The following is a 13,062-nucleotide window of genomic DNA, read 5'->3' on the forward strand; positions in this document are numbered from 1 at the left end:
TCCGAACCCTATGAACGCGCTCATGTCCGTGCAGCCCGGGCGCGTCGCCCCGGAGGCGGCCTCGCCGAGCGCGGTAGCGCCCGCGCCCCGACCCGTGGCAGGGTCGTACGGCCGACGAAAGGACGACGATGTCGAACGACCGAGCCCTGCGCGTCGCGATGGTGGGGACCGCCTTCATGGGCCGCACCCACTCGCACGCCTGGCGCACCGCCTCCCGCTTCTTCCCCCTCCCCCTCCGCCCCGAGCTCGCCGTGCTCGTGGGGAGCAACCCCGACTCGACCGCCGAGCGCGCCGAGCGGCTGGGCTGGAGCGAGGCCTCCACCGACTGGCGGGCCGTCATCGCCCGCGACGACATCGACCTCGTCGACATCTGCACGCCGGGCGACACCCACGCCGAGATCGCCATCGCGGCCCTCGAGGCCGGCAAGCACGTGCTGTGCGAGAAGCCCCTCGCCAACTCCGTCGAGGAGGCGGAGCGGATGGTCGCCGCGGCCGCCGCCTCCGGCAAGGTGGCGATGTGCGGCTTCAGCTACCGCCGCACCCCGGCCCTCGCCCTCGCGAAGCGCTTCATCGAGGAGGGCCGCCTCGGCGACATCCGCCACGTGCGCGCCCAGTACCTGCAGGACTGGCTGTCCGACTCCGAGGCGCCGCTGACCTGGCGCCTGCAGAAGGAGCGCGCGGGCTCGGGCGCCCTCGGCGACATCGGCGCGCACAGCATCGACACCGCCCAGTGGCTGACCGGCCGCGGCATCACCTCGGTCTCGGCGACGCTGCGCACCTTCACCACCGAGCGCCCCGTGCTCAGCGAGCAGGTCGGCCTCGGCGGCCGCGCCGGTGCCGACGCCCCGCGCGGCGCCGTGACCGTCGACGACGCCGCGGCCTTCACCGCCTCCTTCGAGGGCGGCGCCCTGGGCGTCTTCGAGGCGACCCGCGTCGCGACCGGCCGCCGCAACGCCAACCGGATCGAGGTGAACGGCGAGCTCGGCTCGATCGCGTTCGACTTCGAGCGGATGAACGAGCTCGAGTACTACGACGCCCGCGACCCCGAGGAGGCGCAGGGCTTCCGGCGCATCCAGGTCACCGAGCCGGCGCACCCGTACATGGCGGCCTGGTGGCCGACCGGGCACGGCATCGGCTACGAGCACCTCTTCACGCACCAGGTCGTCGACCTCGTCGAGGCGATCGCCGGAGGCACGGCGGTCACGCCCACATTCGCCGACGCCCTCGACGTGCAGCGCGTCCTCGACGCGGTCGCCACCAGCGCGGGCGCGTCGTCCGTCTCCACGCCGGTCGCCCGCTGACCCGACCGTCCCCTCCCCACGAGGTGCCGCTCCGGTACGCCTCCCCCGGCGTGTCGCGTGCCGAAGCGGCGTCTCACGGAAGGTGGCGACGGGCGCGGGGAGTCACAGTCGGCGCCGTGCGCCGATCCTGCGCCATAATGCGCCTATGAGCAAGAAGATTGACGCCGCGCATCGCGCGCTGGTAGACGCCCTCGACAAGCACGCCCGACTCGTCTCGGACAAGGAGTCGAAGCCGCGGAAGGTCGAACGGGCCGGAGCCGAGCTCCGCGCCGCGACGAAGGCGTACGCCGCGCTCGTGTCCGCGCGCACCGGCGCCGCGAGCCCCTTCGCCGACCTGGCCGACCCCCGCCTGGACAAGCCGACCATCGCGTCGCTCCGGGCCGAGCGCGACGCGATCGCGAAGCGGATCGCCAAGCACGAGGCGTCGGCGGGCGAGGACGGCGCGCTCGCGAGCTGAGCCTCCGGCGCGGCGCGGTCAGGCGCTGAGCGCGCAGCCGCAGCGCGATCCCGCGCTGAGCGGCGCTGTGGCGCGCTCTCAAGCTGAGCGCGCCCCACGGCGGGACCCCGCGCCGAGCAGCCGCGACGGCGCGCTCGCGCGGTGAGCGCGCGCCTCCTCTGCCTCCGAGTCGCCGTGTTACGCGCGGGTTCCGCGCGGGTCCGAACGCCTTCGTAAGGTGATCCCCGGGATCCGCGCAGTCGCGGCGCCGAGCGACCGGAGGCCGGTCGCAGCGCCGGCGGTGACCAGCACCGCTCGGTCGGCGCCGAGTGCCCGGATCCTCTCCACGGAAGGATCCCCACAGCCATGACCCTGCGCACCCGACTCCTCGCGACCTCCGCGATCGCCGCCTCCGCCGCCCTCCTCCTCGCCGGCTGCTCCGGCGCGGGCGGCGGCGACGACACCGTCCGCATCGGCGTGGTCGGCGCGAGCGACCCCTACTGGGCCACCTACGAGAAGGCCGCCGCCGACGCCGGGATCGACGTCGAGATCGTCGACTTCAGCGACTACAACCAGCCCAACCCCGCCCTCACCGAGGGCGAGATCGACCTCAACCAGTTCCAGCACATCGCCTACCTGGCGCAGTACAACACCTCGGCCGACGCCGACCTCGTGCCGATCGGCGCGACCGCGATCTACCCGCTCGGCCTCTACTCCTCGCAGTACGACGACGTCGCGGACATCCCCGCCGGCTCCACCGTCGCGATCCCCAACGACGAGACCAACCAGGCGCGCGCGCTGCTGGTGCTGCAGTCGGCCGGGCTCGTCGAGCTGAAGGACGGCGGCGGAGTGCTCTCGAACGTCGACGACGTCGAGTCCTCCTCGAAGGTGGAGGTCACCGCGCTGGAGGCCTCCCTCACCCCGACGTCGCTCCCGGACGTGGCCGCCGCGATCATCAACAACGACTTCATCGAGAACGCGGGCCTGAAGGCCTCGGACGCGATCGCCCAGGACGACCCGAGCGACCCCGCCTCCCTGCTCTACACGAACATCTTCGCCGCCCGGGCCGACGACGCCGGGAACGAGACCTACACGAAGCTCGTCTCGGTCTACCAGGACAGCCAGGACGTGCTCGACGGCGTCTCGGAGCAGTCCGGCGGCACCGCGGTCTTCCTGAAGACCCCCGCCTCCGAGCTGGAGACCTCGCTCGAGTCCGCCGAGACCGACATCTCCGCCGCCTCCTGACTCCGGCACCCGCGGCACCGCGCCGGTCGGGTCCTCCGCTCGCGGAGCTCCCCACCGGCGCGGTCCCGCGCCTCCCCCGCAACAGAAAGGGCGCCCCGTGCCGCTCATCCGCATGACCGACGTGCGCAAGGTGTACCCCGGCGCAGGGCGCGGCGCCGCCCCGACCGCGGCCGTCGACGGCGTGAGCCTCGAGATCGAGGCGGGCGACGTCTACGGCGTGATCGGCTACTCCGGCGCCGGCAAGAGCACGCTCGCGCGCCTCGTCAACGCCCTCGAGCCCGCGACCAGCGGCAGCATCGAGATCGACGGCCGCGAGACCATGGGGCTGCCCGAGCGCGAGCTGCGTCGGCTGCGCCTGGGCATCGGGATGATCTTCCAGCAGTTCAACCTGTTCGGCTCGAAGACCGTGGGGCAGAACGTCGCCTACCCGCTGCAGGTCGCGGGCGTCCCGCGGGCGGAGCAGCGCGCCCGCGTCGACGAGATGCTCCGCTTCGTCGGCCTGAGCGACAAGGCGCGCAGCCACCCGGAGCAGCTCTCGGGCGGGCAGAAGCAGCGCGTCGGCATCGCCCGCGCCCTCGCCGCCTCCCCGCGCATCCTGCTGGCCGACGAGGCCACCAGCGCGCTCGACCCGGACACCACCGGCGAGGTGCTCGCCCTCCTCCGCCGCATCAACGAGGAGCTGGGCGTCACCATCGTCGTGATCACCCACGAGATGGACGTGGTCCAGCAGCTCGCGACGAAGGTCGCGGTGATGGAGTCGGGCCGCATCGTGGAGCGCGGGCCCGTCTTCGACGTGTTCTCGGCCCCGCGCGAGCCGGTCACCCGCCGCTTCGTCTCCACGGTCGTCCGCTCGGTGCCCTCGCCCGCGGAGGCGGCCGTGCTGCGCACGCGCCACCGCGGCCGGCTGGTCACGCTCTCGTTCTCGGACGACTCCGCCTCCCAGGGCGACGTCTTCGCCGAGGTCGCGGCGGCCGGCGTGCCGCTCGAGCTCGTCTACGGCGGCATCACCGACGTCCGCGGACGGGCCTTCGGCCACCTCACGGTCGCCCTCGACGCGCCGGACGGCGTCGTCGCCCCCCTCCTCGCCCGCCTCGGCGGACGCGTCGCCCTCACGGAGGTGCCCCGATGAACGAGCTGATCCCGCTCCTGCCCAAGCTCGTCCAGGCGACCGGCGAGACGCTCTACATCGTCGCGCTGAGCCTCCTCTTCGGCGGGCTCGGCGGACTGCTGATCGGGCTGGGCCTCGCGCTCACCCGCGGCGGCGCCCTCTACGCGAACCGGGTGGTCTACGGACTGCTCAACGTGATCGTGAACGTGTTCCGGCCGATCCCGTTCATCATCTTCATCGCCGCGGCCCAGCCGCTGGCCCGGCTGGTGGTCGGCTCCGGCATCGGCACGGACGCCATCGTCTTCACCCTCTCGCTCGGCGCCGCCTTCGGCATCGGGCGGATCGTGGAGCAGAACCTGCTGACCGTGCAGCCCGGCGTGATCGAGGCGGCGCGGTCGGTCGGAGCGAGCCGGTTCCGGATCGTCCGCACGGTGCTGCTGCCGGAGGCGCTCGGTCCGCTGATCCTCGGCTACACGTTCGTGTTCGTCGCCGTGATCGACATGTCGGCGGTCGCCGGCTACATCGGCGCCGGCGGGCTCGGCAACTTCGCGATCCAGTACGGCTACCGGCAGTTCGAGCCGGTCGTCACCTGGGCCGCGGTGCTCGTGATCATCGTGATCGTGCAGCTGGTGCAGCTGCTCGGCAACGTGCTGGCCCGGCGCGTCCTGCGCCGCTGAGGCCGCCCCCCGCACGAACGCGAGACGCCACTCCGGTACGCGACACGCGAGGGTCGCTGTACCGGAGTGGCGTCTCGTGGAGGCCCGTCCGCCGGGGCGGGAGGCGTCAGTAGCGCGGCTTGCGCTCCGGGCGCTCGCTCGAGCGGCTCGGGCCGCTGGGGCGTGCGCCGCGGTCGGCGCCGGCGCGGCTCGGACGGCGGTCCGGCTTCAGCTCGATCAGCTGGCCGCTGATGCGGGTGTCGGCGAGGCGGTCGAGCACGTCCTGGGGCAGGTCGGCCGGCAGCTCCACGATCGAGAAGTCCGGGCGGATGTCGATGTGCCCGAAGTCGCCGCGGTTGAGGCCGCCCTCGTTCGCGAGCGCGCCCACGATCTGGCGGGGCTCGACGCGCTGGCGGCGGCCGACCTCGATCCGGTACGAGGCGAGGTTGCTGTTCGCCGGGCGCTGACGGCGCTCGGGACGCTCGCCCCGGTCGCCGCCGCGGTCGAAGCGGTCGCCGCGCTCGGGGCGGTCGCCGCGGTCGGGCCGGGAGTCGCGGTCCTCGCGCTCGCGACGGGCGAAGCGGGGGTCGTCGGGCGAGAGCAGCAGCGGCTCCTCGCCCTGCGCGACGATGGCCAGCGCGGCGGCGACGTCCGACTCGACCACGTCGTGGTGCTCGACGTAGTGGCCGATGATGTCGCGGAAGCGCTGCAAGCGCTCGGTGTCGGCGAGCGCCGCGGTGATCGCGTCGTCGAAGCGCGAGAGGCGGGTGACGTTGACGTCCTCGACGCTCGGCATCCGCATCTCGGTCAGCGGCTGGCGGGTGGCCTTCTCGATGGCGGCGAGGAGGCGGCGCTCGCGCGGCGTGACGAAGCTGATCGCCGCTCCGCTGCGCCCCGCGCGACCGGTGCGGCCGATGCGGTGGACGTACGACTCGGTGTCGATCGGGATGTCGTAGTTGACGACGTGGCTGATGCGCTCGACGTCGAGGCCGCGGGCGGCGACGTCGGTCGCGACGAGGATGTCGAGCTTGCCCGACTTCAGCTGCTCGACCGTGCGCTCGCGCTGGGCCTGGGCCACGTCTCCGCTGATCGCCGCCGCGGTGTAGCCGCGGGCGCGCAGCTTCTCGGCCAGCGTCTCCGTCTCGCTCTTCGTGCGGACGAACACGATCATGCCCTCGAAGTTCTCGACCTCGAGGATGCGGGTGAGGGCGTCGACCTTCTGCGGGTACGACACCATCAGGTAGCGCTGGGTGGTGTTGACGGAGGTCGTGGTCTTGTTCTTGACCGTGATCTCCTCCGGCTCCTTCAGGTACTTGCCGGAGATGCGGCGGATCTGCGCGGGCATCGTCGCCGAGAACAGCGCGATCTGCTTCTCGACGGGGGTGTCGGCGAGGATCGTCTCGACGTCCTCCGCGAAGCCCATCTTGAGCATCTCGTCGGCCTCGTCGAGAACCAGGAACTTCAGCTGCGAGAGGTCGAGGGTGCCCTTCTCGAGGTGGTCCATGATGCGGCCGGGCGTGCCGACGACGACGTGGACGCCGCGGCGGAGCGCGGAGAGCTGGGTGCCGTAGCCCTGGCCGCCGTAGACGGGGAGGACGTGGACGCCGCGGAGGCCGGACGCGTAGCGCTCGAACGCCTCGCACACCTGCAGCGCGAGCTCGCGGGTCGGGGCCAGCACGAGGGCCTGCGGCGTCTTCTGCGAGACGTCGAGGCGCGAGAGGATCGGCAGCGCGAACGCCGCGGTCTTGCCGGTGCCGGTCTGGGCGACGCCGAGGACGTCGCGGCCGGAGAGGAGGGACGGGATCGTCGCGGCCTGGATGGCCGAGGGCGTCTCGTAGCCGACCTCCTTGAGGGCCTTGAGGACCGGGTCGGAGAGACCGAGGTCGGAGAAGGTGAGCGTGGGGGCGCTCTCGGAAGCGGTGTCGGCTTCGGGGGCGGAATCGGGGGTATCGGTGGACGCCATGGTGCAACGGTAGTGCTCCGGCGGCGCCGCCGTCCGAGGGAACTCCGAACGCTCGGGCGATCCCGACCCTCCGGAGGCGCCTCGAGCGCCCGTCACGGGGTGAAGTCGAGCAGCACCTTGCTCGAGCGCGAGGCGTCGCGGGCGAGCTCGAAGGCCTCGAGCGCGCGCTCCAGCGGCACCACCTGCGTGACCACCGGCGCCACCGCGAGGCTCCCGTCGGCGAGCGCCGCCAGCACCTCGTCGATCTCGTCGACGAAGCGGAAGGAGCCGATCAGGCGCAGCTCCCGCGTGATCGCGAGCGAGATCAGGGCCGGCTGCTCGCCCGAGGGGAGGAGTCCCACCATCACGACGGTGCCGCCGCGGGCGGCGCCCCGGACGGCCGAGCCGAGGCCGCGCGGGCTGCCCGAGGACTCGAAGACGACGTCGGCGGCGACCTCGGCGATCGCGGCTGCGTCGGTCGCGCGGATCGTCCGGGTCGCGCCGACCGCCCGGGCGATCGCGAGGGGCTCCTCGGCCGGGTCGACGGCGACGATCTCGGCCGCCCCCGCCCGCTTCAGCACGGCGACGATCAGCGCCCCGATCGGGCCGCTGCCGATCACCAGCGCGCGCCGTCCCGACACCTCCCCGCGCGGGACACCGCGTGCCAGGCGACGCTCGCCGGCTCCGCGAGCGCCGCCTCCCGGAGCCCGAGGTCGGCGGGCAGCTCGCGGAGCATGCGCGCCGGCAGCACCGCGTGGCGGGCGAACGCACCCTGGGTGTGGGGCATCCGCGCGGCGCTGCCCAGGTAGGTGCCCTCGGTCGCGAGGTTGGGGCGCCCGTCGGGCCACTCGCCGCGAGCGGTCGCGGGGTGCACGGCGACGGCCGCGCCGACCGGGGGTCCCGAGCCGTCCACCGCTGCCTCGACGACCGTGCCGACCACCTCGTGGCCGAGCGTCAGCGGCTCGCGGAGGATCGACTCGCCCGCGGCGCCGTGCGTCCAGTAGTGCAGATCGGAGCCGCAGATCCCGCCGTACGCGACGGCGACGAGGGCCTCGCCGGAGCCGCGCGGCGCGAGCGGCGCCTCCTCGACGCGGAGGTCGCCGGCGGCGTGGACGACGACGCGGGTGGTGGAGGCGGGGACGAGCGCGGTCATGCGGGTTCCGTTCGGTGGGTCGAGGGGTGGCTCAGACGACGACGGTCATGCCGCCGTCGATGAAGACGACCTGCCCGTCGACGTAGTCCGAGCCGTCGGAGGCGAGCCAGACGGCGGGGCCGATCAGGTCCTCGACGCGGCCCCAGCGCGCGGCGGGCGTGCGGCCGAGGATCCAGCTGTTGAACGCCACGTCGTCGACGAGGCCCTGCGTCATCTCGGTGTGGATGTACCCCGGAGCGATCGCGTTGACCTGGATGCCGTGCTGCGCCCACTCCGCCGTCATCGCGCGCGTGAGGTTGCGGATCCCGCCCTTCGAGGCGGTGTAGGGCGCGATCGTCGGCCGCGCGAGATCGGCCTGCACCGAGGCGACGTTGACGATCTTCCCGGCGCCGCGCGGGATCATCCGCTTCGCCGCCGCCCGGCCGACCACGAAGGCGCTGGTGAGGTTCGTGCGCAGCACCCGCTCCCAGTCGGCGACCTCGAGCTCGAGCAGGGGCACGCGGTGCTGGACGCCGGCGTTGTTGACCACGATGCGCAGCGGGCCCACCGCCTCCTCGATCCAGGCGACGCCCGCCTCGGCGGCCGCGTCGTCGGTGACGTCGGCGGGGAGCGCTCGCGCGCGGAGGCCGGGCCGAGACGTCCCGCTGCGCGCCGGGACGCCGGCGAGGGGCGGTGTCTCGGCGAGGGGCGGTGTCTCGGCACTGACGGGCAGCGGGAAGCCGGCGCCTCACCGCTGCCGGGCGCGTGAGCACGGCAGCTCGGCGGAGAGGCGCCGCGCGAGAGCAGCCTCCGCGCGTCGGCGCAAGGGCCCCCGCTCCGGGCGTCCCCGACCTAGCGTCGGTGGAACGGCATCATCGAGCGAAGGAGCACGACATGGCATCAGGAGTCGCAACGGTCTGGGTCCCCGTCACGGACATGGAGCGGGCGGTCGCGTTCTACCGCGACACGCTCGGCCTCGAGGTCAAGGACACCTCGGACGACTGGTCGGAGCTGGACGCCGGCGGGCTGATGATCGGCCTGAACGCCCGCGAGTCGGCCACGGTCGCGGAGCAGGGCGGGGCGGTCATCTCGTTCCAGCCCGAGGGCTCGATCGAGGACGAGCTGGAGCGCCTCACGGCGCGGGGCGCGTCGATCGAGGGCGAGATCAGCGACCACGAGTGGGGCCGCATCCTCCCCTTCAAGGACTCGGAGGGCAACGACCTCCAGTTCTACTCGCCGCCGCAGAGCTGAGCGGAGGGCCGCCGTCGAGGCGGCCGCGACGAGCGGCGGGCGGGCCGGAGCCGGAGGGCTGCGGTCCGCCCGCCGCTGTGCGTCGCGCGGGCGGTCGTTCCCCGCGCAGGTGCATCGCCCGGCCGGTCCGGTCCTCGGATCGTCTCTCCGCTGTATGTGAGGCCCTCCTTCCAGCCCGCCTCCGCACCTGAGGTCCTAGGATCAGCTGTCCGCCGCATCTGCGGACTCCAGATCCGGAGGTCCCCGTGCGTCGTCACCTGCTCCCCCTCGTCCCGGCCGCTGCCGCGCTCCTCCTGCTCGCCGGCTGCTCCGCTCCGTCGACCCCCGCCGGCGATACGGCCACCGGCGATGCGGCCACCGGCGGCGCGACGTCCTCGGTCGGCGGCTCCATCACGGTCTTCGCCGCCGCCTCGCTGAAGGGCGCGTTCACCGAGCTCGCCACGGGGTTCGAGGCCGCCGAGCCCGGCGCGCAGGTCGAGCTCTCCTTCGCCGGCTCCTCCGACCTCGCGACGCAGATCGTCAACGGCGCCCCGGCCGACGTCTTCGCCTCCGCCGACGAGCGCACGATGTCCACCGTCGCCGAGGCCGGGCTCGTCGACGGGAACCCGGTCGACATCGCCACGAACACGCTCGAGATCGCCGTGCCTCCCGGCAACCCGGCGCAGGTCGCCTCGCTCGCCGACCTCGCCCGGCCCGGGACCGCCACCGTCGTCTGCGCGCCGCAGGTGCCGTGCGGAGCGGCGGCCGCCGCGGTCGAGCAGGCCGCCGGGGTCGACATCTCTCCCGTGAGCGAGGAGTCGTCGGTCACCGACGTGCTCGGCAAGGTGTCCTCGGGCGAGGCGGACGCCGGGCTCGTCTACGCGACCGACGTCCGCGGGGCTGCGGGCTCGGTCACCGGCATCCCCTTCGCCGAGGCCTCGGAGGCGGTGAACACGTACCCGATCGCGGCGCTGAGCGGAGCGGGCGACCCGGCCACGGCGGCGGCCTTCGTCGCGTACGTCGCCTCCGACGCCGGGCGCGCGGTGCTCGCGGCGGCCGGGTTCGGAGCGCCGTGAGGAGCGTCGCGGCGTCGGACGAGGGGTGCAGGACGGTCAGCGGGTCGGTCATAGGAGGGTCGTAGGACGGTCATCGGAGGCGCAGAGCCCCGGCCGCCAGGGTTGCTCGCGACGGACACCACGACCGACGAGGAGCACGACCATGACCCGCATCCCGGAGCCCCGCAGCACGCCCGACGGACCGGCCTACGAGGGCCGCCGGCTCGACCGCCCCGAGGAGGAGGTGGTCGACCAGGGCCTCCCGTTCGACGTGGGCACCCTCTTCTCGCGGCGCGGCGTGCTGACGCTGGTCGGCGCGGGGGCGGCGACCCTCGGGCTCGCAGCATGCGCCACCGGAGGATCGGGATCCGCCTCCTCCGCCGCCGCGACCGCCACCGCGACCGCCACGGCCGGGGCCGGCACCGCGGTCGCCGGCGAGATCCCCGACGAGACGGCCGGCCCCTACCCGGGCGACGGCTCGAACGGGGTCGACGTCCTCGAGCGCTCCGGGATCGTCCGCAGCGACCTGCGCACCAGCATCGGCGGCGGCGCGACGGCCGACGGGGTCCCCCTGGCGCTCACTCTGACGATCCTCGACGCGGCGAGCGGGGGCGTGCCGTTCGCCGGAGCCGCCGTGTACGTCTGGCACTGCGACGCGCACGGGGACTACTCGATGTACTCCCGCGGCGTCGAGGACGAGACGTACCTCCGCGGCGTGCAGGTCGCCGACGCGTCGGGCGTCGTCTCCTTCGCCTCGATCGTCCCGGCCTGCTACTCCGGCCGCTGGCCGCACATCCACTTCGAGGTGTACCCGGGAGCGGACTCGATCACCGACGCGTCGAACGCGATCGCGACCTCGCAGGTCGCCCTGCAGGAGGAGGCGTGCACCGCGGTCTACGCCCTCGAGTCGTATGCGGGCTCGGCCGCGAACCTCGCCCGGGTCGGCCTGGAATCCGACTCCGTCTTCGGCGACGACGGCGGAGCCCTGCAGCTCGCGACGATGTCCGGCAGCCCGGCGTCCGGCTACTCCGCGGCACTCACGGCGAGCGTCGACACCCGCACCGCGCCGACCGCGGGCGCCGCGCCCCGCAGCCGCTGACCCCCGTCCTCCTCCGCGGGACGCGGCTCCGGTCCGCGACACGCCGACGGAGGCGTACCGGAGCGGCCTCTCGCGAGAGGGGAACGGGCGTCAGCGCAGGAGGCGGCGGGCGACGGCCACGGCGCCGAGGGCGGCGAGGACCCAGGGGCCGCCGACGAGCAGCGGGTCGAGGATCTGGTGGCGCACGTCGGTCCGGCCGCGGCGCGAGGCGATCGGGTGCGCGTGCGCCTCGGCCAGCACACCGGTCTCGGTGATCGGATCGTCCGGCCGTGTCGTGAGCAGCGAGCGGAGGTGCGCCCCGGTCGACTCCACCCGGTCGCCCAGCACGAGCAGCAGCCAGTGCGCGTGGCGCCCCTCGCTGAACCGGTCGTAGGCGTAGCGGCGGATCGCGCCCGAGAGGCCGTGGAGGGGCTGCGCCGTGCCGAAGACGGCGGGCAGCTCGAGGTGCTCGATGCTCTTCTCGCGACGGCCGTGCGTCCGCATCCTCTCCGGGCGCTCCCAGTGCGCGCCCGACACGAGGTCGCTGCGCTCGCGGGGGAAGGCGGGCCGGTCGGCGGGATCGAGGTCGGCGCCCCAGCCCGGGATGCGGGCGCGCAGCTCCTCGGCGGTCGGCACGCGGACGGGGCGGTCGGCGGTGTACGGCACGGGATCCTCCTACGGGACGACGACGGTCTTGATGCAGCCGTCGAGCTTGGACGAGAACAGGTGGTACCCCTCGGCGATGTGCTCGAGCGGGATGCGGTGCGTGATCAGGTCGCTGGGCGTGATGTGCCCGGCACGGATGTGCTCGAACAGGCGCGGCCACTGGCGGGTGACGGGGGCCTGGTTCATCCGCAGCGTGAGGCCCTTGTTGACGGCGTCGCCGAACTTGACGGCGCTCGCGAGCGGACCGTAGGCGCCCATCACCGAGACGGTGCCGCCCTTGCGGACGCCGTCGATCGCCCAGTTGAGCGCGATCGGCGAGCCGCCCTGCAGCTTGAGCTTGGCGCCGGTGACGTGCTGGAGGAGGTTCCCGTCGGCCTCCGCCCCGACCGCGTCGATCACGACGTCGGCGCCGAGACCGCCGGTGGTCTTCTTGAGGGTGACGATGAGGTCGTCCTCCTCGGTGTAGTCGATGGTCTCCGCGAAGGCGAACTCGCGGGCCTTGGCGAGGCGGTAGTCGATCTGGTCGACGACGATGACGCGGCCGGCGCCCATCAGCCAGGCGGAGCGCGCGGCGGCCAGGCCGACCGGTCCGGCTCCGAGCACCACGACCGTGTCGCCCTCGACGATGTCGCCGAGCTGCGCGCCGAAGTAGCCGGTCGAGAAGGCGTCGGTGAGCATCAGGGCGTCCTCGTGCGGCAGCCACTCGGGGATCCTCGTCGGGCCCACGTCGGCGAACGGGACGCGCACGTACTCCGCCTGCCCGCCGTCGTAGCCGCCCGCCGAGTGCGAGTAGCCGTAGATGCCGCCGATCGCGGTGGCGTTCGGATTCACGTTGTGGCAGTTGGAGTAGAGGCCGCGGGAGCAGAACCAGCAGGAGCCGCAGTAGATGGTGAAGGGGACCATCACCGTGTCGCCGACGCTGAGGTTCTGCACCGACGAGCCGACCTCGTCGACCACGCCGATGAACTCGTGGCCGAAGGTGTGGCCGATCCGGGTGTCCGGGAGCAGCCCGTGGTAGAGGTGCAGGTCGGATCCGCAGATCGCCGCCATCGTCACCCGGACGATCGCGTCGTTCGGGTGCTCGATCCTCGGCCGGTCCTTCTCCTCCACGCGGACCTTGTAGGGGCCCCGGTAGACCATCGCGCGCATGCCGCCTCCTGTGTCGTCGTCCCTTCAGCGTGCGTCGTGCTCCCGCCGGTCCTCCAGGGGGTTG

The 13,062-nt window shown here is 73.6% G+C and carries 12 protein-coding genes and 1 pseudogene; 8 read left to right on the top strand and 5 right to left on the bottom strand.

The annotated features are described in order from the left end of the window. Positions 1–128: 128 nt before the first annotated feature. The 5 genes from C5C36_RS03385 (at position 129) to C5C36_RS03405 (ending at position 4,767) form a co-directional block, all read left to right on the top strand. The gene (locus C5C36_RS03385) at positions 129–1,301 is read left to right on the top strand and encodes a Gfo/Idh/MocA family protein (RefSeq protein WP_104226598.1); all 1,173 of its coding nucleotides are present in this window, start codon (positions 129–131) and stop codon (positions 1,299–1,301) included. Positions 1,302–1,446: 145 nt separating this feature from the next. After that, positions 1,447–1,758 (top strand): hypothetical protein, encoded by a 312-nt coding sequence (locus tag C5C36_RS03390; protein ID WP_104233529.1) that lies wholly within the window; start codon positions 1,447–1,449, stop codon positions 1,756–1,758. Between the two features lie 345 nt (positions 1,759–2,103). Then, a complete protein-coding gene (locus tag C5C36_RS03395; protein WP_104309261.1) occupies positions 2,104–2,982 on the top strand; it encodes a MetQ/NlpA family ABC transporter substrate-binding protein in 879 nt (292 codons plus the stop codon). A gap of 97 nt (positions 2,983–3,079) precedes the next feature. Continuing rightward, entirely contained in the window at positions 3,080–4,111 is a 1,032-nt protein-coding gene (locus C5C36_RS03400; protein WP_258072177.1) for a methionine ABC transporter ATP-binding protein, read from the top strand. Beyond that, positions 4,108–4,767, top strand: a complete 660-nt coding sequence (locus tag C5C36_RS03405; protein ID WP_104237942.1) for a methionine ABC transporter permease — start codon at positions 4,108–4,110, stop codon at positions 4,765–4,767. Before C5C36_RS03400 ends, C5C36_RS03405 begins: the two co-directional genes overlap by 4 nt. A gap of 106 nt (positions 4,768–4,873) precedes the next feature. On the opposite strand, the gene C5C36_RS03410 is transcribed toward C5C36_RS03405, so the two are convergent. The 3 genes and pseudogenes from C5C36_RS03410 to C5C36_RS03420 form a co-directional block, all read right to left on the bottom strand. Beyond that, positions 4,874–6,709 carry a DEAD/DEAH box helicase gene (locus tag C5C36_RS03410; RefSeq protein ID WP_104237941.1) on the bottom strand — a complete coding sequence of 612 codons (1,836 nt, stop codon included), beginning with the start codon at positions 6,707–6,709 and terminating at the stop codon, positions 4,874–4,876. Positions 6,710–6,801: 92 nt separating this feature from the next. Further along, positions 6,802–7,841 (bottom strand): annotated as a pseudogene (locus C5C36_RS03415) (L-idonate 5-dehydrogenase). A gap of 31 nt (positions 7,842–7,872) precedes the next feature. Next, positions 7,873–8,553, bottom strand: a complete 681-nt coding sequence (locus C5C36_RS03420) for an SDR family oxidoreductase (protein WP_104309262.1) — start codon at positions 8,551–8,553, stop codon at positions 7,873–7,875. A 161-nt stretch (positions 8,554–8,714) separates the two neighbouring features. Between C5C36_RS03420 and C5C36_RS03425 the strand changes: the two genes are divergently transcribed. The 3 genes from C5C36_RS03425 to C5C36_RS03435 all read left to right on the top strand — a co-directional run bounded on the left by C5C36_RS03425 (position 8,715) and on the right by C5C36_RS03435 (position 11,204). Beyond that, positions 8,715–9,071: a VOC family protein gene (locus C5C36_RS03425; RefSeq protein WP_104226592.1), complete on the top strand. Its 357-nt coding sequence runs from the start codon at positions 8,715–8,717 to the stop codon at positions 9,069–9,071. Between the two features lie 245 nt (positions 9,072–9,316). Continuing rightward, on the top strand, positions 9,317–10,126 hold the full coding sequence (gene modA, locus C5C36_RS03430) for a molybdate ABC transporter substrate-binding protein (RefSeq protein ID WP_104309263.1): 810 nt from the start codon (positions 9,317–9,319) through the stop codon (positions 10,124–10,126). Positions 10,127–10,268: 142 nt separating this feature from the next. After that, positions 10,269–11,204: an intradiol ring-cleavage dioxygenase gene (locus tag C5C36_RS03435; RefSeq protein ID WP_104288132.1), complete on the top strand. Its 936-nt coding sequence runs from the start codon at positions 10,269–10,271 to the stop codon at positions 11,202–11,204. Positions 11,205–11,294: 90 nt separating this feature from the next. On the opposite strand, the gene C5C36_RS03440 is transcribed toward C5C36_RS03435, so the two are convergent. Then, positions 11,295–11,849 (bottom strand): hypothetical protein, encoded by a 555-nt coding sequence (locus C5C36_RS03440; RefSeq protein WP_104233517.1) that lies wholly within the window; start codon positions 11,847–11,849, stop codon positions 11,295–11,297. Positions 11,850–11,858: 9 nt separating this feature from the next. Then, positions 11,859–12,998: a zinc-dependent alcohol dehydrogenase gene (locus C5C36_RS03445; protein WP_104288134.1), complete on the bottom strand. Its 1,140-nt coding sequence runs from the start codon at positions 12,996–12,998 to the stop codon at positions 11,859–11,861. Between the last annotated feature and the right edge of the window lie 64 nt (positions 12,999–13,062).

It is taken from the genome of Rathayibacter sp. AY1G1 (assembly GCF_002932095.1).
In the GTDB taxonomy this organism is placed as follows: Bacteria; Actinomycetota; Actinomycetes; order Actinomycetales; family Microbacteriaceae; genus Rathayibacter.

Coding starts and splice junctions, on each gene's coding strand:
- C5C36_RS03385 (WP_104226598.1), top strand. CDS start 129: ATGTCGAACGACCGAGCCCTGCGCGTCGCGATGGTGGGGACCGCCTTC.
- C5C36_RS03405 (WP_104237942.1), top strand. CDS start 4,108: ATGAACGAGCTGATCCCGCTCCTGCCCAAGCTCGTCCAGGCGACCGGC.
- C5C36_RS03425 (WP_104226592.1), top strand. CDS start 8,715: ATGGCATCAGGAGTCGCAACGGTCTGGGTCCCCGTCACGGACATGGAG.
- C5C36_RS03395 (WP_104309261.1), top strand. CDS start 2,104: ATGACCCTGCGCACCCGACTCCTCGCGACCTCCGCGATCGCCGCCTCC.
- C5C36_RS03410 (WP_104237941.1), bottom strand. CDS start 6,709: ATGGCGTCCACCGATACCCCCGATTCCGCCCCCGAAGCCGACACCGCT.
- C5C36_RS03445 (WP_104288134.1), bottom strand. CDS start 12,998: ATGCGCGCGATGGTCTACCGGGGCCCCTACAAGGTCCGCGTGGAGGAG.
- C5C36_RS03435 (WP_104288132.1), top strand. CDS start 10,269: ATGACCCGCATCCCGGAGCCCCGCAGCACGCCCGACGGACCGGCCTAC.
- C5C36_RS03390 (WP_104233529.1), top strand. CDS start 1,447: ATGAGCAAGAAGATTGACGCCGCGCATCGCGCGCTGGTAGACGCCCTC.